The following is a 24800-nucleotide window of genomic DNA, read 5'->3' as shown; positions in this document are numbered from 1 at the left end:
AACTTGAAAATCGGTGCAATAATGTTCAATTAAACCCACCAGAGCATAGCCAATGCTCCTCAGTCAAAATCACAACGGGTAAGCCCTTCTCTCTATACTCGATTGCTTTCTCGATTTTTCGGCCAAATGTTTCATGCACCCAGCTGTCCGTTACATAAGTGCCGAGAATCAGGTAGTCGAGACTTTTGTTGACACCCTTGGCAATAGTCCCACCAAGCGATTCCGTTGCCTCATGGCATTGTTTTCTGGTTCCAAACGCACATGTTCCAGTGAAAAGGAAAGAGCTTCCTTCAAAAGTGATCTCAGGCAAGGGATCGTTAATTGGTAATGAAGATGTCTTGGCCAGTTCTCCAATCTCTGAATTCTCGCCCGAAATTTTCTGAAGGATGGCTAATAGCTCAATAGATTCTTCACGGTCCAGAATTCCGTCCTCGAGCATTGCAGAGACTTTTTCGAGTAAATTAATGATAATGGGGTTGTCCGAGGATTGCCTGTTTTGTACCAGCCAACTCATCAAAAACTCTGCTTCAGCTTGATTTACGTTGCCATCTGCTGAGACTCCCTTGCTTAGGCCAATAAGTGTGTCGATTTGGCGGTCTTGTATGTTCTTTCGATTAAATTTGGTGAAAATATCCATGCTCAATACCCCCTCGATGCCCAATTTAAGCTGGTGCGCTTGTGTGCATCCGAATAAACCAACGTGTTTTGGTTTGTTCTAAAATACTGCCATTTAAAGAACATAGGTTTTCCACTCGGAACCAGGGAAACTCGGCTTATGGTCTGAACGACAAGCTCAGTGCTTCCAAGTTAGGGCGGTCGTCGATTAGCCAGCCATCCGGCTTTATGGGTGGGTCCATCAAGACGAACAGCTATAGTGCGAAAACCCACCAAGATCAAACAGCTCCGGCGGCTTCAGCCTGTAGTATTTCTTCTCTACATCCTCCGATTGCTCGGCGTACGGCTGCGTCATCACGTCCTGCAGTTCCCGCAGTAAAGTGTAGTTACCCGCTGCCGCTTGTTGGTAGGCCGGCACAACAAACCACTCTCTCAACGTGTACTTCGGGTTGGCGAGCTTCATCTGACTGGAAAGTTCCTCCCGACTGGCAGTTCGAGTGAGCGAATGCCATTTTGTGAGCCAGGCTGACCAGCGATTGTCTATGCCTTCCGGGTCTGCCGTATAACTCCGGCCCTGGTAGAAGCTCTTCTTGAGTAGCTCGATGTCATCTGGCAACGACGAGAGTTCCCGGAAGAATATGGTGTAATCGACAGGCGTTCGCATCATCAGCGTTGCCAGCTCGCGGAACAAGGCCTCGTCAAACGCGTCGAGTCCAAGCTTGGCCGCCCACATCTTCTCCAGTTGCGCCTGCATCACCTTGGGGAAATCACCTTGAATCTCCTCCAACTGCCGCAAACAGTCTGGATGCCCTGTTAGCAATGGCTGCACCGCCAGACAAAACGAATAAAAATTGCGTTCGGCCGCCGCCGGCTGGTTAAGGAACGAGAAGTGTTGTCCGCCCCCCGTCCATGGTTGGTACTGCGGATCAAACACTTCGCAGAATCCGAATGGTCCATAGTCGAGGGTGAAGCCGCCTGCCGCACAGTTGTCGCTGTTGAAGTTACCCTGGCAGTAGCCCACACGGATCCAGTTCGCCACAAGCGAGGTCAGCCGGCTGCGGAACTCCCGTGCAAGCAACACGACTTTCTCGGCAGTGGCCAGTGACTGGTCGATCACGTCACCGTACTCTCGATCGATCAGGTGCAGGACGAGCTTCTCGAGTTCCTCCATCGCCTGCGGGTGTTCCTGCTTGCGGGCACGACGGCCGAAGAGTTCCAGCTGCCCTACCCGGATGAACGACGGTGCAACACGCGTGGAAATGGCAACGGGCTCGGATACAAGCACATCGGGATCTATTGAGCGTGAGCCCTCGGAATACCACGGACGCCTGACTTCCTCGGTTTTCGACACGTACAGGCTCAGGGACCTTGATGTGGGCACACCGAGCGCGTGCATATGCTCCTGGGCCAGGAATTCCCGAACACTGGACCGCAGAACGGCCCGGCCGTCCGCGCCGCGGCAGTAGGGCGTGCGCCCTGCCCCTTTCAACTGCATTTCCCAGCGCTGTCCGTTGATGACGGCCTCAAGCACGGAAATCGCGCGACCGTCGCCGTAGCCATTGCCGGTCTGGAACGGGCATTGCTGATAGAACTCATTGCCGTAGATGGAAAGTGCGTAGCCACACGCCCAGCCGACCTTGCGCAGGGGCTCCGGAACCCGGGACAAATCGCCGGAGAACATACGAATGAAGTCGTCTGACTGCGCCAGGCTGTCGGCAAAACCCAGTTCGCGAAACAGAGCTTCCCCATGGGCGACGTATTCGGGGTTTTCGATGGGCGTGGGCCTGACCGGAACATAGTGGCCCGAGAAGACCTGTCTTGGCGCGTGGTCGTCTCCGTTTGCTTTCCCCTCGGGATCGCCGTTGAGCGTGTCCATGAACGAATAGTCCGCCAACGGTGCGAGATCGTCGAGGGTCGCGACCGTGGTGGGCGTTTCCCGGTGACGGCGCGTTATCATAGGAATTCCTCAAGCGTTGGTCTGGCTATGGGTGATAGGTTGAGTGTACATGGTTAAGTCAAGTTTTCCGTCGTCCAGACGCTTCCATCACCCAGCCACAAAATACTTCAGCATGTTATCCGCCACCCGCTGCCCCATGGCCAGCCGGGTCTCGATGGTGCCGCTGGCGTAGTGTGGAGTCAGCACCACATTGTCCAGTTCCAACAGCTCTTCCGGCACGTGGGGCTCATCCGCCAGGACGTCGAGCCCGGCCGCCCGGATGCGGCCCTGTTGCAGTGCGCGGATCAGTTCGGGCTGATCGACGGTGCTGCCACGGCCCACGTTGACCAGGATCCCCTCCGGTCCCAGGGCGTCCAGCACCGGCGCGTTCACCATATTTGCCGTGGCGGGGCCACCGGGGACGATGACCACCAGAAAGTCGCTGGCCTCAGCCAGAGAGACCACCGAATCATGATAGGTATAGGGAACGTCGGGATTGCGGTTGCGCTGATGGTAGGCAATGGGCATATCAAACGCGACAGCCCGCTTCGCAAGCGCCTGCCCGATCTTGCCCAGGCCCAGGATGCCAAGGCGCTTGCCCGTCATCCGGTTACCCAGGGGCAGGTCCTTAAGCCAGCGACCGGCGCGGACATTGCGCTCGGCCTGCATGAGTCGTCGGGTGGTTGCCAGCATCAGGGCTATGGCGCCGTCCGCCACATCCTCGGTGAGTACCCCCGGCGTTGTTTCAACCCGGATCCCCCTGCCCTCGGCAATTTCCACATTGAGGGCATCCGTACCCACTCCGGACGAGGAGATAATCTCCAGGTTTGGCAGCGCCGCCAATAAGGCTTCCGGCGCCCCCTGGGCGGCATTTGTCAGCAAACCCCGGATGGATGGCCCCACCTCCTGCAACATCGCATTGGCTTCACTGTCGTCTCCCGGCAACGTATGCAACCGAAACCGGTTCTCCAACTGGGGGATAACATTGGGAGGCAAACGTCCGGCTACCAGGATATCGATGGCCATTGCCAGGGTCCTTTTCTATCAGGGGGATGAAACCACGAGTATAACGAAGCTGTCGGCAAACTCCTTACCCAGGTTAGACTGACATCATGCAGGTGATCTGCCGGCATATAGGCCCGGATTGTTAACTTCCGTAAAACGTTAGGCCTCCGCCTGAAGATCTTCGTATTGGTACTGGAAACTACCCACAGAAAGTCTAAATACACATAGGTAGTGTGCGCATCTTTTAACCAAACGGGAGTACTTAGCGTACATGGAGAAACAGCGTGTCCGGTAGATCTCTGGTACCGGGAATCTCAGCACCGAAACTCGAAATTGATCGTCAATTTCCGACCGAGCTTAACGACAGTACTGCGTCCATGAGGTGGGACGACGCCAAAGAACAGGTCCTCGTGAACGCGGCGTTCAAGGAGCTCTTAAGTCCCTCTCACAGGAGAACTGGTGTCAATCTGTCGGAACTGATGCCCCCGTCGGATATAAAAAAACTTCTGGAAAAGCTAGATCCAGAGTTATCGTCTATGGTTGAGGTGAAAGGCGCGTTTCTGTGTCGGCTTATAGGCAACGATAGGGAGATCCTATGGCTTGAAACAACTATATGTGAGTGCGCTGCGATCGAGGGTGGTGGCCTAAACCGCTACGCCATATTTAAGGATGTAACAGACAGACTGACCAAAGAACTATTTTTTGAAAGCTTTGTGGATTCGCTACCCGGCATCGTCTTTTCTTACACAGTTTATCCAGATTCGAGCCATTATTTTTCCTATATGAGCATAAAAACCAAAGAGTTTTTCGGTATAGAGAACAAGGCCTTTCTTGCCGACCCGAACCTGGCATTCGAGATTATCGAACCTGAGGACCGTCCCAATGTCCGTGAGAGATGGGCTGAGGCAACGCGCACGATGACACACTGGAAGGCTGAATATAGGACGATCGTCAACGGTGAGACTCGATGGTTTGAGGGCACCGCAATTCCAAAACTCGAACCAAATGGTAGTGTGACATGGAATGGCATCACGATAGCCATCGATGACAGAAAAAAGCTTGAGACTGAGTTGAAGGAAATCGCAAGTAAGGACTATCTGACCGGAATCTTTAACCGCCGATATATCAGCGAACTTCTTAGTAATCAGGCACATCGTTTCGATCGCTATGATGAACGCTCAAGCGTGATACTTATCGATATTGACAGTTTTAAGTCGATAAATGATAAATATGGCCATGATTTTGGTGACCTTGTTTTGCGGCAATTCTCAGACTTGGTGATCAACAATATCAGAAAAGTTGACATATTTGGCCGAATGGGTGGTGAAGAATTTTTAATTGTTCTACCAAATACTGGTGTTAAATCTGCTTTAAAGGTTGGAAAAAAAATACTGAAGAAAACCAGATCAAAGTTAAAGATAATAGATGGCATAAAAGTTCAACTCACATTCAGCGCGGGAGTCTCGGGCTTCACTGATACTCGAAATAGCGCAACCAAAGTGCTAAAAAGAGCAGATCAGCTTCTCTATAAAGCGAAGGCCGAAGGAAGAAATTGCATAAAATCTGATATATAAATCAGACGCCTTCGATAAAGTTCAAGAGTGCCTGATTTCTGGACCACTCCGGGGTGAAGCTGTCCCTCGGATCACTTTTTCTAAGTTCGCGGAGTATTGTCGAATATTCGAAATATGCCAGAATTGCAATCTGAGGTTAACTGAATGGACTATACAGGTAGCAAAAACAAATCAGATCTCCTGGATTTTTCCCCCAAATTCAATGGACGGTTACCTGCCGGACTCAAATTGATTGGCATTGGATGCCTTTTATTGGCTTCTGCGACTCTCGTTTATATGACAGGGGGAACATCCTATGCCTACCCTTATGCGGCACTTCTACCTGTACTCCTGTCTGCGTCGTGGTTTGGTTTTACAGGTGCCATAGTGTGTGGAATTCTTGGCGGTCTGCTTCTGGGCCCCTGGATGCCACTCAATGTGAGCGCAGGTAGTTCTCAGACGGCGGAAAACTGGCTTGCACGTATTGCCTTTTTTGTCGTCATAGGTGTATTTGCATCGGTACTATTTCGAAGGCTTCGCCAAGCAAATCAGCGTCATCTCGAATCACTTCAGATTGACCATAAAACCGGGCTTCATTCGCAAGCTGCACTAATCAGAGATTTAGAGCTTTTCGGGCAATATAAAGATGAGGCCTTGCAGGCAATCCTGCTTATTCGCATGCAGGATTTGTGGGAGATACTTCAATCCATGGGGGCTGAAACGGCCGACCGGGTTGTGAAGGAAGTAGCAGATCGTGTAGGTCAACACCTTGGCAGATCCCATCGGATCTATCGGTTCAGCAAGTCTGAACTGGCTATTCTGTTTTCAGCAAAGTCTCAGGAAGAAATAGACTCAGTTTTTGCAGTTTCGCAGAAAATTGGTGAGCAGGAGACAGTTATTGACGGCATTGCACTGCGAATTCAGATAGCCGCAGGAGGTTATCTGTTCGACCCGAATGAGGACAAAAGCGAAACCATAATAAACCGGGCGAGAACTGGCCTTTCTGTTGCAATGGAGAACAATGTACCCTATCGACTTTATGACCCATCGTTCGACAAAATGACAGCTGAGAGGGTCAAGCTTATTGCACAGGTCCGTGATGGCCTGGAAAATCAGGAATTTGAATTATTCCATCAACCGAAGATATGTTTACGAAAGGGAAAACACGTAGGTTCGGAGGCTCTGTTACGGTGGGTCGACCAGGATGGTCACATAGTTATGCCGGGTCTCTTTATGCCAAAGGTTGAAGCAACAACGCTGATCGACCCCGTGACTCGATTTGTTATTGCGCAGGCATGTCAACGGATTCAGTCGGAAGGGCTCATGCCAGTGAGTATCAATTTTGCCGTAAACAACCTTATGGATTCAGAGCTTATTGGGAATTTGGGAAGAGTCGTCGCCTCCCACGGCTGCCATCCGGAATCATTAGAAATCGAGATTACGGAAGGTGCGCTGATTCAGGACCCGGCCCGGGCTGAAGTTGCCGTGAAAAGCCTGCGAGACCAAGGTTTCAAAGTCAGCCTGGATGATTTTGGTACAGGCTATTCATCGTTCCAGTATCTGACTCATATACCGCTCTCTGGTCTGAAAATCGACCGTGCTTTTGTCACGAATCTGGAACACAGCGAGGACGCGCGAACAATTATGGAGTCTATGATCTCCATGGCCCATGCATTAAAGTTGGAGGTAACCGTCGAAGGTATAGAAACGCTGGGGCAGCACAAGATTGTCACTGAATTGGGCGCCGATCTGGGGCAAGGATATTATTATTCCAGGCCACTCCCCCTGACCGAATACAGACAATACGTCGAAAATAGGTAAGCCATTTAGGCATAGCTGGAACCTTGCGATCAGCAAGCTGGCCCATGGTGAGCCAGGTCTCGACTATGTCGCTGGCCCCACAGCCAGTGATACCACCAAATCATGCTAGGTATAGGCAACGCCGAACTGTCGGTTAAACGGTTCGGCATTGCCTTGTCAGGCAACAATGGGAAGGTATTCAGAGCCGGAAACGACTGACCTGGGAGTTTAATCCTTCCGCCAGTCGGGCCAGTTCGTCACTGGACGCGGAAACCTGTTCGGTCGACGCGGCGGACTGTTCGGCAATGTCTCGAATCCGGGTGACGTTCTGGTTGATATCTTCTACCGTTGAGGTCTGCTCCTCGGCGGCCGTCGCAATCTGGCTGTTGTACTGCCGGATCTCTTCCACAGCTGCAGCCATCTCGCGGATGGTTTCTCCGGCCCGCTGCGCCGTTTCCAGAGTCTCCTGGGAGAGTTCGGTGCCTGAAGTCATCCGATGGACCGAGCTGTCGGCGCTTGATACCAGATTCCCGATCAGTGTCTCGATCTCGGTTGTAGAGTCCTGGGTGCGTTGTGCCAGTGAGCGGACTTCATCAGCGACTACGGAAAAGCCTCGACCGTGCTCCCCGGCTCGTGCGGCTTCAATGGCCGCATTTAACGCCAGGAGATTCGTCTGGTCCGCCACAGACTTGATGACCTCCAGGATAGAGCCAATATTATCAGTATCCTTTTGCAGGGAACGAAGTTGTTCCATGACTTCATTATTCTGGGCGTCCAGTCTTGTGACCGCAGCTATGGTGTCTTCCACCGCCTGCTCTCCCTCCGAGGCCTTCCCGTCGGCGCGGCGGGCTGCCTCAAAAGCGGCTTCTGCACTCTTGGCCACTTCGTTCACGGTTGCCACCATTTCGTTCATTGCTGTGGCCACCTGGTCGGTTCCATCGCTCTGTTGCTGAACTCCCTCACTGGTTTGCTGGGTAACGGTCGCCAGTTCCTCCGATGAAGAGGCAATATTTGTTGAACCCTCTTCGATCTGCCGTATGAGCTCCCTCAGGTTCGTTACCATGGTGGCGAAAGCGGCCAGCAACTGCCCGAACTCGTCACCGCGGTTTGTCTCCACCTGAACCGTGAGGTCGCTGGAGGCCACCCGATTCGCAACGTCCACGGTTTGCCGGATCGGATGGGTAACAGACCGAACCAGCCACCAACCAATAGCAACAGCCAGCAGTACGATGACAGCGCCGACCGAAAGGAAGCTGGTGACCAGGGTGTCATAGTCGTCAGCCATCCGCCCTAGCTGGACTTCCTGAAGTTCAACCGCAGTGTCAACATTGGCCCTGGCAACGGAAACCAACTCATCCATAACGGCGCCAATGTTCATGGCGCCACTTTCCGTGCTGGCCTGTAGTTGATCAAGGGTCGCTTTATACTCTTCAACTCCGGATACTATCCGGTCGACTCGCTCATCATCCTCGGGCACCACGAAAAGGTCCTTGAGCGGGAGCAGGATTTCAACAGCCTGGTCGGCAAGTTCCTTGGACTGCTGTATATAGTCCGCCTGTTTTCGAATCTGATAGTTCTTTTCCTGAATCCTGGCATCCAGCAACAAGGATTGAGCCATGCCGACTTCACCGACGATCGTGGAGCGACGGTTATAGTCGCCCATGCTGTTTAGGGCCAGTATGATCAGGACGACCGAGAACAGGACCATTACGGCAAAGCCGAGTCCGAGCTTGGCCCCTACTGAAAGGTTATTCAGGTTAATCTTATTCATTCTAATAGCGCCTGGTAACATAAAATAGTTGATGGCTGGATACCGCAAGTTTGACCGTCAGCCACGTCGCGAAGGTTGTGGCCAATAGCCAAACTGCGAACTTGGGCACAGACAAGGATGCCCCATATCTGATCGGCGTCAATAGAATGATGTAAAATGTCATTTAACATTGTATTACCTTCAAAAATAGATTATTGCGGCGGTAGTTTGTTGTAATCAGGGTATGACTTTAGGGGAGCCATAGTCATAGAAGCATCCTCGCAACTTCTAACGCCTCACATATCCGGGTGCAATATCGATTGGCAGACCTGCTACAAAATACCAATGTCGTGTCCTCCCTATCGGTCGTGGTCCATAATGAATCTGTTCAGTGATTCTGGTGATCATGACCCAGACTGGGATAACGGCTGGCAAAGGCTATGCCTGGGCCCGACGCGATAATCTGGAGGCGACGATGCAATTTGAACATCTGGTTCAGGTGAATGACCTGACAGATCCTTCCATCACGGACATGTCGAGAGATGACCTGTGGGAAGGGCTTGTCCTGCGGGCCACCTCTCCTCACCATTTCGTTATCGGGCTGGGAGAGTACGAGATTGAGTGGCAGGGCAATCACCGCCTGAAGCGAAGCCTCCAGCTACCCGGTCTCGTGGTGGACGATGTGGTCACGCTGAACGAGGGTCAATCCGTTCACTATGAGATTGTACCGACGGAAACGGTACCCGGTGGCAGCCTCACAATGACGATTGAAGAGCCGGAACCCGAGGCCCTGCTCGTCCGGTTCAGCTATTGCACCCACTACCCGGAAGGTCTCGGTGATGAGCTTCCCTACGACCTTTTCGTCCAGCAGGCCTACATCGCCGCTGACATCGATACCATCCAGGTAATCCGTGATCGGGTTACCTCTGCTTAGCTGCTTAGAGCCTAGTTCGAACAGTCACCTTAGGACTGCTCTTCCGGTAAGCGGAAATCCACCTCATCCATGGATTCCGCAATGAAATCCAGGAACGCCCTGACGGCGGGCATCAGGCCGCGACGGGATGGAAACACCGCGTGAAAAATGCCCCCGCGCGGGCGCCAGCTCGGCAGGACGCTGGCGAGTCTTCCCTCCACCAGGTCTCTCCCCCCGACAATCAATGGCATTTTGACAATGCCAAGGCCTCCAAGCGCGGCCTGCCTGAGTGTGAACACATCATCCGTCACCAGTCTGGGCTGGTGATGGATTTGCACCGAGGCGCCATCGGGGCCGTCCAGGTTCCAGACGTGCTGGCCATTCCATTGCTCGAAATCGATGCTCGGCAGCCCCGTCAGGTCATTGGGGGTCGAGGGTTTGGGTAACTGCTCAAGAAGGCTGGGCGCCGCCATAAGACATTGCGGGCTCTGGGACAGCACCTTCATGGTCAGGCTGCTGTCCTCAAGCGGTGGAAAGCGGACCCTGAGGGCGATATCGAAGCCCTCCTTCATCACGTCCACCCGTCGACTGGTGGCCTCCATTTCGACCTTGACCTCGGGATACTTCTGCATGAAGCGAACAACCAGGGGCGCGATCAGGAAATAGATCATGCCGGGCGGGCAACTCAGGCGAATGGTGCCCTTGGGCGCCGCGAGTGAACGATCGATGACTTCCTGGGCCGCCTCTGCCTGAATAAGCATGGCAACACAGTGGCGGTAATACTCCTTCCCCAGCTCCGTGACGGTAAAGGTTCGGGTCGAACGATTCAGCAGGCGGGTGTCCAGCCGGTGCTCCAGCCTGGCGATCCGCCGGCTGAGCTTGGATTTCGGCAACCCCAGGGCCCTGCCGGCGGGCGCGAAGCCGCCCATGTCCACCACCTTCACGAAGTAATACAGATCGTTCAAATCCTGCATGTAACGCCGTCCTATAAATGGAACGCAGAGTATAACTTTCGGTGTCTTCCCAGGTCATCTGGGCTGACCTATTGTGAAGTCATCATCCACTGGCCAGAAAACGGAGGCAATCAATGAAACACATCCTGACAACCTACAGTCCTCCCGTGGGCCACTGGGTGGGAAACGGGTTTCCCGTGCGCTCGCTGTTTTCCTATGACCGCATGGGCCCGCAGAACCTGTCTCCCTTTCTCCTGCTGGACTATGCCGGCCCGACGGTCTTTCCTCCCACCCGGAGCAAGCGGGGCGTTGGCCAACACCCTCACCGGGGCTTCGAAACAGTGACCCTTGTGTACCAGGGTGAACTGGAGCACCGGGATACCTCGGGCGCCGGCGGGTTGATCGGCAACGGCGATGTGCAGTGGATGACGGCAGGCGCGGGCATCCTTCACGAGGAGTTCCACTCCCGGGCCTTCTCCGAGAACGGCGGGCCACTGGAGATGGTTCAACTCTGGGTAAATCTGCCAGCGTCAGCGAAGCGCACGCCGCCTGCCTACCAGACACTGCTGGACAAGGATATTCCGAGGGTGTCCCTGGGCGACGATGTCGGCGAACTGCGTGTCGTGGCCGGGGCGTACCAGGGGCAGCAAGGCCCCGCCCGGACCCATACGCCGATCAACGTCTGGGATCTGGGTTTGTTGCCCGGAGCCAGGCTGTCGATGTCCATCCCCGAGGGCCATACCACCCTGCTGGTCGTGCTGAAGGGCACCGTGCTGGTCAATGGTGAGGAGGTTCTGCGGGATGCGGAATTCGCGGTGCTGGACCGTAACGGGACGGAGTTGGCGATCGATGCCAATAACGATGCCCATGCGCTGTTGCTGACCGGTGAGCCCATCGATGAACCCGTCGTTGGGCATGGCCCCTTTGTCATGAACACACAGGATGAAATCCGGCAGGCCATGGAGGATTTCCAGAACGGGAAGTTTGGTCTGCTACACCGCTAGTGCGCCATACCGGCACTGGCGATACCAAAAGGCCGGGAGACCGGCCGACAACCACCCGAGTGAAATGAAGGAGTAAGCAATCATGGCTTTTCAATACAAGCGATTGGATAAGGACGATGTTGCGCTGCTACTGGTCGACCATCAGTCTGGTCTGCTTTCCCTGGTCAGGGATTTCTCCCCGGATGACTTCAAGAACAATGTCCTGGCACTGGCGGACATCGCGAAGTTCTTCGACATCCCCACCATCCTCACCACCAGCTTCGAGGATGGTCCGAATGGACCGATGGTACCCGAACTCAAGGAAGCGTTTCCGAACGCGCCCTACTTCCCTCGCCCGGGCCAGATCAATGCCTGGGATAACGAGGACTTCGTGAATGCCGTCAAGGCAACCGGCAAGAAGCAGCTCCTGATTGCCGGCGTGGTCACCGACGTGTGCGTGGCCTTCCCGACCCTGTCCGCCATTGAGGAAGGCTACGACGTGTTCGTGGTCACCGATGCCTCGGGCACCTTCAACCAGGTGACCCGGGATGCGGCCTGGAGCCGCATGCAGGCGGCAGGCGCCCAACTGATGAACTGGTTCAGCGTTGCCGGTGAGCTGCACCGCGACTGGCGGAACGATATCGAAGGTTTCGGCGGTATCCTGGCCAGCCACCTGCCCCACTACTCCAACCTGATGCAGAGCTACGCGGCGCAGAAAGGCGAGTAAACGTCCGTGCCAGGCCTCCCTGCCCACAAGGATGTGAGTAGGGGCCGGCACCTCACCAATAACTGGCTCCAGGTAACGACCGATGAGTGATGAAAATGCGAACAGCCCCGCCCCGTCCGTGCACTATGACTCAGGCCGGTCCATCATCATTCGCCATACGGTGCACCGGGGGCAAAGGGATCGGTACGAAACCTGGCTAAGGCAGATCATCCAGGCGGCGTCCGAGTTCCCTGGACATCAGGGTGTCCATATCATCCGACCAACGGAGGGCAACGACACCTTCGAGATATCAGTCCGTTTTTCCTCGAAAGACGACGCTGAAGTCTGGTTGAACTCCGATATTCGACGAGAGCTTATTGCCGACATATCTCCGGCCCTGGCCTCGGATGAGCAAGTGGAGATCAAAAGCGGTATCGATTTCTGGTTCACACCGCCCTCTTCCACGGCCCGGCAACCAACGCGGTGGAAGCAATGGCTCATCACCACGGCGGTTATCTGGCCACTGACGATGATTGTGCCGGAACTGTACAGCCCCCTTTTTCAGACCGTGCCGGATCTGGCCCTGTGGGGAATCCGCCATGGAATCATCGCCGCCACCGTCGTCGCTCTGGTGGTGTATCTGATCATGCCAAGGGTTGTTCGGATGGTCGCGGGGTGGTTATTTCGTTAATACTGCCCCTCCAGCGTCACTGATCGGACAATGCCAGCCGAATTCCAGGGGCACCAAACACGCCTTCGAAAACACGCCTGAACCAGGCCATTCCATGACACCTTGAAACCGTATAGCTCCACCCGTTCAGCCATTTCCGGCAAGCAATTGCTCGAAGGTGGTGACGGTTCCGGGGTTGTCCGGTTCATAGCCCGGGAGATCGTGGATGCGGTCGACGAAGGCTTTTGAACGTATCAGTTCGATCAGATGGGATAGATCGCCCTGCTCCAGACGGTCTTCATGGCAAAGCAGCAGGTAATGCTCGCAGGCCATCTCCACGAAATCGAGATTGAACTGGCTGGCGGCCGCCTCCACACCGAAGCCTACGTCCGCCATTCCGGAAGCCACGAAAGCGGCAACGGCGGTGTGGGTGAACTCATGCTGGGGCGAGCGGTTGATGCTGTCCTCTGCGAGCCCGACCTGGCGCAGCAGCAGGTTGAACAGGATGCGGGTGCCGGAGTGTCGGTCGCGGCCGATAAAGCGGAGCCCGGAGTTGGCCAGCTCGGCCAGGCTGCTGACTTTCACCGGGGCGTCCTTTCGCACCATCAGGCCTTCGCGCCGGGTTACAAAACGAATCAGCCTGAACCGGTTGCCGGCCAGTTGGTGTTGGTAGTGGGCCATGATTTCCCGGGCCCGCTCCGGGTTAGTGGGAAAGTGGAAGCTGGCCAGGTCGCATTCGCCCCGGTTCAGGGCGGTCAGTGCTTCTTCCGGGTTGCGGTATTGCAGGTTGATTTCAACCTGATCTGAAAATTCCGGCAGCACCGCCACGGCATAACCGTGGCTGGCGTGCAGGCGCAGCACCGGGTGCTGCCCGGCCAGCAGTTGCTGGATCTGGTCGTTGAATTCGGAGGCCATGCTGTCGATCTGAGGACCCAACCGTGCCTTGACCCGCTGGTCGGCCCAGAGCAGCTTTTCACCCAGGGCAGACAGTTCGGTGCCGTGCCCCTTGCGCATCTCAACCAGTGGTAAGCCAAAGGTGTCGGCGCCCCGGTTCAGGAGGTTCCAGGCGTGTCGGTAGGAAATTCCGGCAGAGGTGGAGGCGGCGGTGAGTTTCCCGCTATCACGGATGTTTTCCAGCAAACGAAACAGCACCGGCTCAAACAGTTCACCGTCATCGGTATGGAAAACCCAGGCAGGTGAGATGGAGAGCTTCTTTTTATGCATGCCGGTTCATATTCCGTAGAGCGCAACGGAGTGCTAGCGTATAGGTATTGCAGTTTATGCACTATACCAGAATAAAAACAGATAGGAACAGTCATGCATATTTCAGAGCCAATACAACAACATCCGGGTGGCGCCACGATGCCCGGCATCGGCGACTGGACACCTGACATGATCCGGGACGAAGTGAACGCCCTGAAGCACAAGCCCGGCGCCCTGCTCCCCATCCTTCATGCTGTCCAGAACCGCATTGGCTACATCCCCGAGGGTGCGGTGGGCATCATTGCCGAAGCGCTGCAACAGACCCGCGCCGAAGTACACGGGGTGATCAGCTTCTACCACCATTTCCGCACACGCCCGGTGGGTAGCAACGTGATTCACGTCTGTCGTGCGGAGGCCTGCCAGTCCATGGGCGGTCGCGCCCTGGAAGCCCACATCAAGACACGCCTGGGTGTGGACTATCACGGCACCACCGCCGATAACGAATTCACCCTGGAGCCGGTGTACTGCCTGGGTAACTGCGCCTGCGCGCCGTCCATCCGTGTGAACGATGACATCCACGGCCGGATGACTCCGCAGAAGTTCGATCGCCTGGCGGACAGGCTCACCACGGCCACGCTGGATATCCGGTAACAGCAGGAGCATTGATCATGGCGACAAGAATCTATGTGCCCTGCGAAACCACCGCGCTGTCCATGGGGGCGGACGAGGTGGCAGGGTTAATCGTGCACTACGCGGGTATCCGGGGCGTGGATATCGAACTCGTGCGTAACGGCTCCCGTGGCCTGTTCTGGCTGGAACCCCTGGTGGAAGTGGAGACGGCCACCGGGCGGATCGGCTATGGTCCGGTGGAACCGGACGACATACCGGGACTGGTTGAGGCCGGTCTGTTCGAGGGTCAATCCGATCACCCACGGTTTCTTGGCCCGGTGGCGGACATCCCTTACCTCAAACGCCAGCAGAGGCTGACGTTTTCCCGCATTGGCATCACCGATCCGCTGTCCATTGCCGACTATCGTGCCCATGGCGGTTTCAACGGGCTCGACAAGGCCCTGTTGCTGTCTCCCCAGGCGATTGTGGATGAAGTGAAAGCCTCGGGCCTGCGCGGCCGCGGTGGTGCGGCCTTCCCTACCGGCATCAAGTGGCAGACGGTACACGATGAGCCCTGGCAACAGCAGAAGTACATCGTCTGCAACGCCGACGAGGGCGACTCCGGCACCTTCGCCGACCGGCTGGTGATGGAGTGCGATCCCTACATGCTGATCGAGGGTATGGCCATTGCCGGGCTGGCGGTGGGCGCCACCCAAGGGTTTATTTACCTGCGCTCGGAATACCCGGTGGCGCACCGCATCCTCGAGAACGCCATCCACCGTGCGGAAGCAGAAGGCTATCTGGGCGACGATGTCCGGGGCAGCGGCCGGGCGTTCCACCTGGAAGTCCGCCTGGCGGCGGGCGCCTATATATGCGGGGAAGAAACCTCGCTGCTGGAGAGCCTGGAAGGCAAACGCGGCCTGGTACGGGCGAAACCACCCCTGCCCGCCATCAAGGGGCTGTTTGGCCAGCCCACGGTGGTAAACAACGTGCTCTCCTTCGCGGCGGTGCCGTTCATCCTGGCCCAAGGCGGTCAGGCCTATGCCGATTACGGCATGGGTAAATCCCGGGGCACGCTACCGATCCAACTGGCCGGCAACATACGTCAGGGTGGCCTGATTGAGCTGGCGTTTGGTGTCAGCCTGAAGGAAATCCTGGAAGACTTCGGCGGTGGCACCTTCTCGGGCCGGCCCATGAAAGCCGTCCAGGTGGGCGGACCGCTGATGGCCTACATGCCCGAGAGTCAGTGGGACACGCCCATGGATTACGAGGCTTTCGGCCAACTTGGCGCGGGTATCGGCCACGGCGGCGTGGTGGTGTTTGACGACACCGTGGACATGGGCGAGCAAGCCCGGTTCGCCATGGAGTTCTGCACCGTGGAGTCCTGCGGCAAGTGCACACCCTGTCGGATCGGTTCGGTGCGTGGTGTTGAAGTGATCGACCGACTTCGCGCCGGCGAGAACCGCGAGGCCAACCTGGCCCTGCTGGAAGATCTGTGCGAGACCATGGTCGACGGCTCCCTTTGTGCGATGGGCGGTATGACCCCGTTCCCGGTACAGAGTGTGATGAAACATTTCCCGGACGACCTGACGGCCTGACCGACGCGAGTGGAGGCAATGGCTATGTTGCACTATTACGACCCGAGCAAGACCGGTCCCGGCATGAGCGGCCCCAACCCGGACATCGACTATGGTACGCCGCCAAGTACCTCCGAAACCCTGGTCAGTCTCTCCATCGACGGCACCGATATCGCCGTGCCCGAAGGCACCTCGGTGCTGCGTGCAGCAACCCTGGCGGGTATCAATATCCCCAAACTGTGCGCATCGGATAACCTGGAAGCCTTCGGCTCCTGTCGCCTGTGCGCGGTGGAAATCGAGGGGCGACGGGGCTATCCCGCGTCCTGTACCACGCCGGTTTCCGAAGGTATGGCGGTCACCACCCAGACCGGCAAACTGGCGAAGCTCCGCCGCAACATCATGGAGCTGTACATCTCCGACCACCCGCTGGACTGCCTCACCTGCCCGGCCAATGGCAACTGCGAACTGCAGGACATGGCCGGTGCCGTGGGCCTGCGGGAAGTGCGCTACGGTTTCGAGGGCGAGAACCACCTGGATGCGGACGTGGACGACTCCAACCCGTACTTCAGCTTCGACCCCAGCAAGTGCATCGTCTGCTCCCGCTGTGTGCGTGCCTGCGAGGAGGTTCAGGGCACCTTTGCGCTGACCATCGAAGGCCGCGGTTTTGACTCCAAGGTGGTGGCCAGCCAGAACGACCCGTTCATGGATTCCGAATGCGTGTCCTGCGGCGCCTGCGTACAGGCCTGCCCTACCTCCACGCTGATGGAAAAGAGCGTGATCGACGCCGGCCAGCCTGAGCACAGTGTGGTGACCACCTGCGCCTACTGCGGCGTGGGCTGCTCATTCAAGGCGGAAATGAAAGGCGACCAGCTGGTGCGCATGGTGCCCTACAAGGGTGGCGACGCCAACCACGGTCACTCCTGCGTGAAGGGGCGCTTTGCCTTCGGCTACGCCACCCACAAGGACCGCATCAAGGAACCGATGATCCGGGACTCCATCAACGATCCCTGGAAAGTGGTGTCCTGGGACGAGGCCATCACGTTCTCGGCGAAGAAGCTCAGGGACACCCAGGCCAAATACGGCCGGGAAAGCATCGGTGGCATCACGTCCTCCCGCTGCACCAACGAGGAAACCTACCTGGTGCAGAAACTGATCCGGGCGGCGTTCGGCAATAACAACACCGATACCTGTGCCCGTGTCTGCCACTCCCCTACCGGCTTTGGCCTGAAGACCACCATGGGCGAGTCCGCCGGCACCCAGACCTTCGATTCGGTGATGAAGGCCGACACCATGATCGTGATCGGTGCCAACCCAACCGATGCCCACCCGGTGTTTGCCTCGCAGATGCGCAAGCGTCTGCGCCAGGGCGCGAAGCTGATTGTGATTGATCCACGCCGCATTGACCTGCTGAAAACACCCCACGGCACCGAGGGCATCCACCTGCCCCTGCGCCCGGGCACCAACGTGGCCATGATCAACGCCCTGGCCCACGTGGTCGTGACCGAAGGCCTGGAAGACAAGGCGTTTATCGAAAGCCGCTGCGACCCGAAACACTACAACCAGTGGCGTGAGTTTATCGCCGAGGAACGCAACTCTCCGGAAGCCCTGGAGGCGATCACCGGCGTGCCGGCGGACCTGGTGCGCCAGGCGGCCCGCGCTTACGGCGAAGCGGGCAACGGCGCCATCTATTATGGCCTGGGCGTCACCGAGCACAGCCAGGGTTCCACCATGGTGATGGGCATCGCCAACCTGGCCATGGCCACCGGCAACATCGGCCGTGAAGGGGTGGGCGTGAACCCGCTGCGGGGCCAGAATAACGTTCAAGGCTCCTGCGATATGGGCTCCTTCCCCCACGAACTGCCGGGTTACCAGCACGTGGGCGACCCGGAAGTACGGGCCAGGTTCCAGGACGACTGGGGCGTGACCATTGACGACGAACCGGGGCTGCGGATTCCCAACATGTTCGATGCCGCCATCGCCGGCAGCTTCAAGGCCATGTATGTGCAGGGCGAGGACATTGCCCAGTCCGATCCCAACACCCAGCATGTGGAGGCGGCCCTCAGCGCGCTGGATTGCCTGATCGTGCAGGACATCTTCCTGAACGAAACCGCCAAGTACGCCCACGTGCTGCTGCCGGGCTCCACCTTCCTGGAGAAAAACGGCACCTTTACCAACGCCGAGCGCCGCATCAACCGGGTGCGCAAGGTCATGGCGCCGGTGGCGGGCCTGGAGGACTGGGAAGTGACCATGGCTCTGTCCAACGCCCTGGGCTACCCCATGCACTACAACCACCCTTCCGACATCATGGACGAGATCGCCCGGCTGACACCAACGTTTACCGGCGTCAGTTACGCGAAGCTCGACGAGCTCGGCAGTATCCAGTGGCCCTGTAACGAGGCACATCCGGACGGCACGCCCACCATGCACACGCTCGATTTCCCGATCGGCAAGGGCAGGTTCGCGGTGACCGAGTATGTCGCCAGCGAGGAGAAAACCAACCGCCGGTTCCCGCTGCTGCTGACCACCGGGCGTATCCTGAGCCAGTACAACGTCGGCGCGCAGACCCGTCGTACCCGGAACAGCGAGTGGCACCATGAGGATGTGCTGGAGATCCATCCCAGCGACGCTGAACTCCGGGGCATTCGTGAAGGCGACTGGCTTGGTATCACCAGCCGCGTGGGGCAGACGGTTCTGCGGGCGCGAATCAGCGACCGGATGCTGCCGGGCGTGGTTTACACCACTTTCCATCACCCGGGCAGTGGCGCCAACGTGATCACCACCGACAGCTCCGACTGGGCCACCAACTGCCCGGAATACAAGGTAACGGCGGTGCAGGTGGAGAAGGTGTCCCAGCCGTCGGAATGGCAGCGCCATTTCGAGCAGTTCGACCAGCGCCAGCTCGGGTTACTGAAACCTGGAGCTGGTCACGCGGAGCCGTCAGATGCCTCGGCGCTCAAGTAGTCCGGAATCAGCTGCCATGGCAGCCTCTGGCCCCGATTCGCCCAGCGATTTCCCGGCGGTCCGTCAGACCGTCGTGGAGGTTCGTGGTGGCATTGAGGGCGCGCCCGGGCCGGACCTTGTGGCCGAGGAAGTGCCCGTGGCGATGGTGTACAACGGCATCTCCCACGCGGTCATGATGGCCTCCCCCTGCGACCTGGAGGACTTTGCCCTGGGTTTCAGCCTCACGGAAGGCATCCTGGACCGCCCGGATCAACTGTTCCAGCTGGATGTGGTGACGGTGGAAGACGGCATTTCCATCGAGATGCACATAGCGGGCGAGCGTTTTGCCCGGTTGCGGGAACAGAGACGGAACATGACGGGGCGGACCGGCTGTGGGCTGTGTGGCACCGAATCCCTGGCCCACGCCGTCCGGGCGATACCCCGGGTTCCGGTTCACAGGGTACCGGGTGACGACCTGGTACAGGAGGCCCTGCGCAATCTTCGCAACCACCAACCCCTGCAGAAACAGACCGGGGCCACTCACGGCGCCGCCTGGTGCGATAGCCAGGGTCGCATTGGGCTGGCCCGGGAAGATGTGGGGCGCCACAACGCACTGGACAAGCTGATTGGTGCCCGTATACGGGAACACGGCGATACCGCCTTTGATGACGGCTTTGCGCTGATTTCCAGCCGCGCCAGTTTCGAGATGGTGCAGAAAAGCGCCAGCGTTGGCATCCCTTGCCTGGTCGCGGTCTCGGCGGCCACGGCCCTGGCTGTCCGGGAGGCGCGAAAGGCCGGCATGACGCTGATTGGTTTTGCCCGCCCCGGACGGCACGTGATCTACCACCGTGGCGGTGGCCAACCTTCTGAGGAATGCGAGGATGAGTGACCAACAGCTCCAGAACCTGATCAGGATGATCAACCAGATCAGCGACAATAACCTCCACCATGGCGATGAGGGCGAGGCGGCCGAGGTGGTTGCCACCCATATAAAGAAGTTCTGGGCCCGGAGCATGAAGCAGAAGATCATCGATTACGCGGAATCCGACGGGACCGAACTGTCCACGGTTTCCAGGCTGGCGGTCAAACGGCTGACGGCGCCCCAACCATCCTGAATCCGGTCTTGCCCCTGCCGTTTTTGGACGACTTGGTGTCGTATTGGATTTACCTCCCCCGGCCGATCAGGGCCACATTGAATCAAGGCCGCAGCACGTTGCTGGCGTTCATTGTGGGTAGAGGGGGACAAGATGGCACAACTACCAGAACGGGCGAAAGTCGTCATCATTGGCCAGGGCGGTATCGTCGGGGCCTCGGTAGCCCACCACCTGATTGAGCAGGGCTGGGATGACATCGTGGGACTGGAGAAATCCGCCATTCCCACGGACATCGGCTCCACCTCCCACGCCTCGGACTTCTGCTTCACCACCTCCCACGACAAGCTGAACATCTATACCACCAAGTACAGCCAGGCCTTCTATGAAAAGCGCGGCAACTATGTGAAGTGTGGCGGCATGGAGGTGGCCCGCATCGACGATGACGAGCGCATGGACGAACTGCGCCGCAAGGTAGGCTCCGGGAAGGCGTTTGGCACCAACGTCAGCATGATCTCGCCCAGGCAGGCGAAGGAGCTGTTCCCGCTGGTGGATGAGAGCCAGATCCAGGGCGCCATGTGGGACCCGGACGCCGGGTTGGTGGTGCCCCGTTCCCAGAAAGTCGCCGGCGACCTGGTGGAGGACGCGGTTGCTACCGGTAAGCTGCAGGCCTTTGCCTATACCCCGGCCATCCGTATCGATGTCCAGGACGGCCAGGTTCGCGGCGTTGAAACCCACAAGGGCTACATTGAAACCGAGTACGTCGTGCTCTCAATGGGCATCTGGGGGCCGCTGATGGCAAACACCGCCAATGCGCCCCTGCCGCTGATGCCGCTGGAACATCCCCTGCTCTTCTTCGGACCCTGGGACGAACTGGCCGGCACCGGCAAACAGATTGTCTATCCACTGTTCCGCGACCAGGGCAACTCCGCCTACGTGCGGGATACCGGCGACCCCGCCACCACCGAAGGTGGTCGTGTCGAGTGGGGCTACTATGAAGCCGAAAACCCCCGGCTGGTCTACCCCGGCGCCATCGCCGAGCCCGGCGAAGCGCGGATGTCACCGTCGATGCGGGATCTGTCCCTCGAACAGGTCATGGAAGCCTACGAAAAAGCCATCGACATGACCCCGATCCTGGGCGAGCTGGGCTGGGAGGACAAGCATTCCTTCAATGGCCTGCTGTCGGTGACCCCCGATGGTGGCTCATTGATGGGTGAGTCCCCGGAAGTGCGCAACCTGTGGTTCTGTGAAGCGGTCTGGGTCAAGGATGGTCCTGGCGCGGGCAAGGTCCTGGCGGACTGGATGACCCATGGTTCGCCGGACATGGATCCCCACAGTGTCGATATCGCCCGTCACTATCCGCTGCAGAAAACACCGGATTACGTCTACAACCGCTGCTACGAAACCGCGAAGAAAATCTACACTCCGGCGGTTCACCCCCGCGAGCCCTACCTGACCGGGCGCAGGATGCGCACCAGCCCGTTCTACCTGCGGGAAGTTGAACTGGGCGCCTATTTCATGGAGGCCGCTGGCTGGGAGCGTGCCCACGGTTACGCGGCCAATGAGTCCACCCTGCTGGCGAAATACCGCGACCGCATCCCGGTGCGGGAGCATGAGTGGGACGCCCGGCATTTCTGGGAGGTTTCCAACGCCGAGCAACTGGAGATGAGTGAATCCGTGGGCATGATCAACCTCTCCCACTTCGCCATTTTCGATATCTCCGGTGGCGACGCCGAAGCCCTGCTGGAATACCTCTCCGTCGCCAAGGTGGGCGGCACCACGCCCCACGGCAAAGGGGTCTACACCCACTTCCTCGATGCCCGTGGCGGTGTCCGCTCAGATCTGACCATCATCCGGCGTGGCGACAACGACTACCGGGTGGTCTGCGGCGGCGACACCGGCCACCGGGACTATTGCTGGATCAAACGCATCGCGCGGGAGAAAGGTCTGGACGATATCCACCTGCAGGACCGTACCGACGAACTGGCCACCCTGGGGCTCTGGGGCCCGAAGGCCCGGGAAACCCTGGCTCAGTTCGTCACCGACCCGGACGAACTATCGGCAGAGAACTTCCCCTTTGCCACCGCCCGTGAGCTGAACATTCGGGGCGTGCCGGTGTGGGCCTTCCGCATTTCCTACGTGGGGGAACAGGGCTGGGAGCTGTATTTCCCGTTCAGCTATGGCCTGCGAATCTGGGACCTGCTCTTCGAGGCGGGCGTGACCCCGGTGGGCATCGAGACCTACGCCAATACACGGCGGCTGGAGAAGAGCCTACGGCTGCAGAATGTGGACCTGGAAACCGAATACAACCTCTACGAAGCCGGGCTGCAACGGCCAAAGGTGAAGGACGCGGATTTCCACGGCAAGGCCGCCTATCTGGAACAGCGGGGCTGGCCGCAACAGGCCGCGTACCTGTGCACCATGACCATGACCGAACACCGGGACGCCAATGGCGTGCTGCGCTATCCGGTGGGCCAGTGGCCGATCCTCGATCCACAAACCGGCGAGGTACTGGTGGACAGCCATGGCCGCCGCTCCTACAACACCAGCGTGGTCTGGGGCCCGTCGGTGGGCCAGATCATCCTGCTGGGTTACATCCCGGTGGAGTATGCCCAGGAGGGCCGGGAGCTGACCCTGGAATACTTCCAGGAACACTACCCTATCCGCATCGAGGCGGTGGGCTACCGGGCACTGTTTGATCCGGGCAACGAACGGGTGAAGTCCTGACCGGCGTGGCGGCTCCCTACCTGGCGGTCAGCATTCGATGATGTTGACCGCCAGCCCTCCCCTTGCGGTTTCCTTGTACTTGTCCAGCATGTCGCGGCCGGTTTCCCGCATGGTGTGCAACACCTTGTCCAGGGAGACAAAGTGCCTGCCATCGCCCCGCAGCGCCATGATGGCCGCGTCGATGGCCTTCACCGAAGCCATGGCGTTGCGCTCGATGCAGGGAATCTGCACCAGCCCGCCGATGGGGTCGCAGGTCATGCCCAGGTGATGCTCCATACCGATTTCGGCGGCATTTTCCACCTGTTCCGGTGAAGCGCCGGTAGCCGCCGCCAGCCCGGCTGCCGCCATGGCACAGGCGGAACCCACCTCGCCCTGGCAGCCGACTTCGGCCCCGGAAATAGAGGCGTTTTCCTTGAACAGTACGCCAATCGCCGCCGCTGTCAGCAGGAAGCGGACAACGCCATCGTCATCCGCCTGGGGGCAGAACTCCCAGTAGTAATGCAATACCGCCGGGATAATACCCGCAGCCCCATTGGTGGGCGCCGTTACGATCCGCCCACCGGCCGCGTTCTCCTCGTTGACGGCAAGGGCATAGAGGTTCACCCAGTCAAGCGCACTCAGTGACGGCGAGATCAGGTCCACACGCGTCTTGTCCATCAGCGATCGGTAGAGCGACGCCGCCCTGCGTCGTACCTTGAGGCCGCCAGGCAGTTCCCCTTCGTGGCGGATACCGTTCCGGACGCACTCGCGCATGACCCGCCAGAGCCCGAGGATGCCGCTGCGGATCGCCTCCGGCGAACGCCAGGCCTGTTCGTTGGCCCACATAATGTCAGCAATGCTCAGGCCGTGTTCCTGGCACAGGGCCAACAGGGTTTTCCCGCTGTTGAAGGGATATGGCAGTGGCGTATCGTCTGCGCGGATTTCCGGGGCACCATCGCTGTTTGCGGCCACGACGAACCCGCCGCCCACGGAGTAGTAGGTTCGCTCACACAGGCAGTGTCCGTTCTGATCAAACGCCTGGCAGGTCATGCCATTGGGATGCGCTGGCAATGACTTCCGGCGGTAGTACACCAAGTCGGTACGCTCCAGGAAATGAATCGGGTGTCGATCGGCGAGGAACAGTGTGCCGGTACTCCGGATACGCTCAAGGCGGGCCGGCATCTGCTCAGGATCAATCAGGGCCGGCTGCTCCCCTTCCAGCCCCATCATCACGGCGGGGCCTGAGCCGTGGCCCTTGCCGGTGGCACCAAGGGAACCGTACAGGGATACCTTGAGCCGATGCACGGAAGCCAGCAGATCTTCTTCCTCCAGGGTACGGGAAAACCGGCGCGCCGCTTCCATGGGCCCCACCGTATGGGAACTGGACGGGCCAATGCCTGCCTTGAACAACTCAAACAGACTGACAGCCACTTTGCCGTCTCCTGCCTTGGGATGTGTACCTCAAGGGTAACGCCGCCGGTGGCCCACAGGCTGCTTGCGGACGACACCGGAACGATGATTTACGACAATCCTGGCGGTCGCCACACAAAAGAGACGTCGCATGTGGACCATTTCTCACGCCAATCTGTCGATTGTGGACCACTCGCCCACCAGGCGCAGGCATAGAATGGGGCCAAATCGGGACGGATCACTGACTGGGCTGTCTGATCCAGATATGCGATTGCACTATCCAATTGCACTATCCAGGTGCAACAACTAGTGTTCAGGTTGAGGCGATCAATACCGGCATATCGGGCATGAGGCGCCTCAACAGGCCAAGGCGGGGCAAG

Annotated in this window: 19 protein-coding genes; 12 read left to right on the top strand and 7 right to left on the bottom strand. The window is 58.2% G+C overall.

Translation table 11 applies throughout. From position 1 onward, the window contains the following. Positions 1 to 25: 25 nt before the first annotated feature. The 3 genes from RO069_RS12245 to RO069_RS12235 all read right to left on the bottom strand — a co-directional run bounded on the left by RO069_RS12245 (position 26) and on the right by RO069_RS12235 (position 3577). Positions 26 to 637, bottom strand: a complete 612-nt coding sequence (locus tag RO069_RS12245; protein WP_328187844.1) for a BRCT domain-containing protein — start codon at positions 635 to 637, stop codon at positions 26 to 28. A 219-nt stretch (positions 638 to 856) separates the two neighbouring features. Then, positions 857 to 2572 (bottom strand): protein adenylyltransferase SelO, encoded by a 1716-nt coding sequence (locus RO069_RS12240; RefSeq protein ID WP_328187842.1) that lies wholly within the window; start codon positions 2570 to 2572, stop codon positions 857 to 859. 87 nt (positions 2573 to 2659) lie between these two features. Beyond that, complete coding sequence (locus RO069_RS12235; RefSeq protein WP_328187840.1) at positions 2660 to 3577, bottom strand: 2-hydroxyacid dehydrogenase; 918 nt, start codon at positions 3575 to 3577, stop codon at positions 2660 to 2662. Positions 3578 to 3840: 263 nt separating this feature from the next. On the opposite strand from RO069_RS12235, the gene RO069_RS12230 reads away from it, so the two are divergent. Both RO069_RS12230 and RO069_RS12225 read left to right on the top strand, forming a co-directional pair. Continuing rightward, positions 3841 to 5130: a sensor domain-containing diguanylate cyclase gene (locus tag RO069_RS12230; RefSeq protein ID WP_328187839.1), complete on the top strand. Its 1290-nt coding sequence runs from the start codon at positions 3841 to 3843 to the stop codon at positions 5128 to 5130. 144 nt (positions 5131 to 5274) lie between these two features. Further along, entirely contained in the window at positions 5275 to 6930 is a 1656-nt protein-coding gene (locus RO069_RS12225; RefSeq protein ID WP_328187838.1) for a putative bifunctional diguanylate cyclase/phosphodiesterase, read from the top strand. 178 nt (positions 6931 to 7108) lie between these two features. On the opposite strand, the gene RO069_RS12220 is transcribed toward RO069_RS12225, so the two are convergent. After that, the gene (locus RO069_RS12220) at positions 7109 to 8680 is read right to left on the bottom strand and encodes a methyl-accepting chemotaxis protein (RefSeq protein WP_328187836.1); all 1572 of its coding nucleotides are present in this window, start codon (positions 8678 to 8680) and stop codon (positions 7109 to 7111) included. Between the two features lie 454 nt (positions 8681 to 9134). Between RO069_RS12220 and RO069_RS12215 the strand changes: the two genes are divergently transcribed. After that, complete coding sequence (locus tag RO069_RS12215) at positions 9135 to 9593, top strand: SRPBCC family protein (protein ID WP_328187835.1); 459 nt, start codon at positions 9135 to 9137, stop codon at positions 9591 to 9593. Between the two features lie 29 nt (positions 9594 to 9622). On the opposite strand, the gene RO069_RS12210 is transcribed toward RO069_RS12215, so the two are convergent. Next, positions 9623 to 10546 carry a LysR substrate-binding domain-containing protein gene (locus tag RO069_RS12210; protein WP_328187834.1) on the bottom strand — a complete coding sequence of 308 codons (924 nt, stop codon included), beginning with the start codon at positions 10544 to 10546 and terminating at the stop codon, positions 9623 to 9625. A gap of 113 nt (positions 10547 to 10659) precedes the next feature. Here RO069_RS12210 and RO069_RS12205 point away from each other — a divergent pair, with 113 nt between their 5' ends. The 3 genes from RO069_RS12205 (at position 10660) to RO069_RS12195 (ending at position 12905) form a co-directional block, all read left to right on the top strand. Further along, entirely contained in the window at positions 10660 to 11529 is an 870-nt protein-coding gene (locus RO069_RS12205; protein WP_328187832.1) for a pirin family protein, read from the top strand. An 82-nt stretch (positions 11530 to 11611) separates the two neighbouring features. Further along, a complete protein-coding gene (gene ycaC / locus RO069_RS12200) occupies positions 11612 to 12235 on the top strand; it encodes an isochorismate family cysteine hydrolase YcaC (RefSeq protein ID WP_328187831.1) in 624 nt (207 codons plus the stop codon). 82 nt (positions 12236 to 12317) lie between these two features. Further along, the gene (locus RO069_RS12195) at positions 12318 to 12905 is read left to right on the top strand and encodes an antibiotic biosynthesis monooxygenase (RefSeq protein ID WP_328187830.1); all 588 of its coding nucleotides are present in this window, start codon (positions 12318 to 12320) and stop codon (positions 12903 to 12905) included. Between the two features lie 126 nt (positions 12906 to 13031). Here the strand turns inward: RO069_RS12195 and RO069_RS12190 are convergent, their stop codons facing one another. Next, complete coding sequence (locus RO069_RS12190; protein WP_328187828.1) at positions 13032 to 14108, bottom strand: substrate-binding domain-containing protein; 1077 nt, start codon at positions 14106 to 14108, stop codon at positions 13032 to 13034. Positions 14109 to 14201: 93 nt separating this feature from the next. On the opposite strand from RO069_RS12190, the gene RO069_RS12185 reads away from it, so the two are divergent. The 6 genes from RO069_RS12185 (at position 14202) to RO069_RS12160 (ending at position 23031) form a co-directional block, all read left to right on the top strand. Beyond that, positions 14202 to 14738 carry a formate dehydrogenase subunit gamma gene (locus RO069_RS12185; RefSeq protein WP_328187827.1) on the top strand — a complete coding sequence of 179 codons (537 nt, stop codon included), beginning with the start codon at positions 14202 to 14204 and terminating at the stop codon, positions 14736 to 14738. 17 nt (positions 14739 to 14755) lie between these two features. Continuing rightward, positions 14756 to 16294 (top strand): formate dehydrogenase beta subunit, encoded by a 1539-nt coding sequence (locus tag RO069_RS12180; RefSeq protein ID WP_328187825.1) that lies wholly within the window; start codon positions 14756 to 14758, stop codon positions 16292 to 16294. A gap of 24 nt (positions 16295 to 16318) precedes the next feature. Further along, a complete protein-coding gene (gene fdhF, locus RO069_RS12175) occupies positions 16319 to 19234 on the top strand; it encodes a formate dehydrogenase subunit alpha (RefSeq protein WP_328187823.1) in 2916 nt (971 codons plus the stop codon). A gap of 16 nt (positions 19235 to 19250) precedes the next feature. Beyond that, entirely contained in the window at positions 19251 to 20102 is an 852-nt protein-coding gene (fdhD, locus tag RO069_RS12170) for a formate dehydrogenase accessory sulfurtransferase FdhD (RefSeq protein ID WP_328187821.1), read from the top strand. Next, positions 20095 to 20328: a formate dehydrogenase subunit delta gene (locus RO069_RS12165; protein WP_328187819.1), complete on the top strand. Its 234-nt coding sequence runs from the start codon at positions 20095 to 20097 to the stop codon at positions 20326 to 20328. Before fdhD ends, RO069_RS12165 begins: the two co-directional genes overlap by 8 nt. Before the next feature lie 132 nt (positions 20329 to 20460). Next, positions 20461 to 23031 (top strand): GcvT family protein, encoded by a 2571-nt coding sequence (locus RO069_RS12160; protein WP_328187817.1) that lies wholly within the window; start codon positions 20461 to 20463, stop codon positions 23029 to 23031. Positions 23032 to 23058: 27 nt separating this feature from the next. On the opposite strand, the gene RO069_RS12155 is transcribed toward RO069_RS12160, so the two are convergent. Next, a complete protein-coding gene (locus RO069_RS12155) occupies positions 23059 to 24441 on the bottom strand; it encodes an L-serine ammonia-lyase (RefSeq protein WP_328187815.1) in 1383 nt (460 codons plus the stop codon). Positions 24442 to 24800 lie beyond the last annotated feature (359 nt).

It is taken from the genome of Marinobacter sp. OP 3.4, from assembly GCF_036224885.1.
Taxonomy (GTDB): Bacteria; Pseudomonadota; Gammaproteobacteria; order Pseudomonadales; family Oleiphilaceae; genus Marinobacter.
Note: the sequence above shows the minus strand (reverse complement) of the source record. Positions and strands in the feature narration are given on the sequence as shown.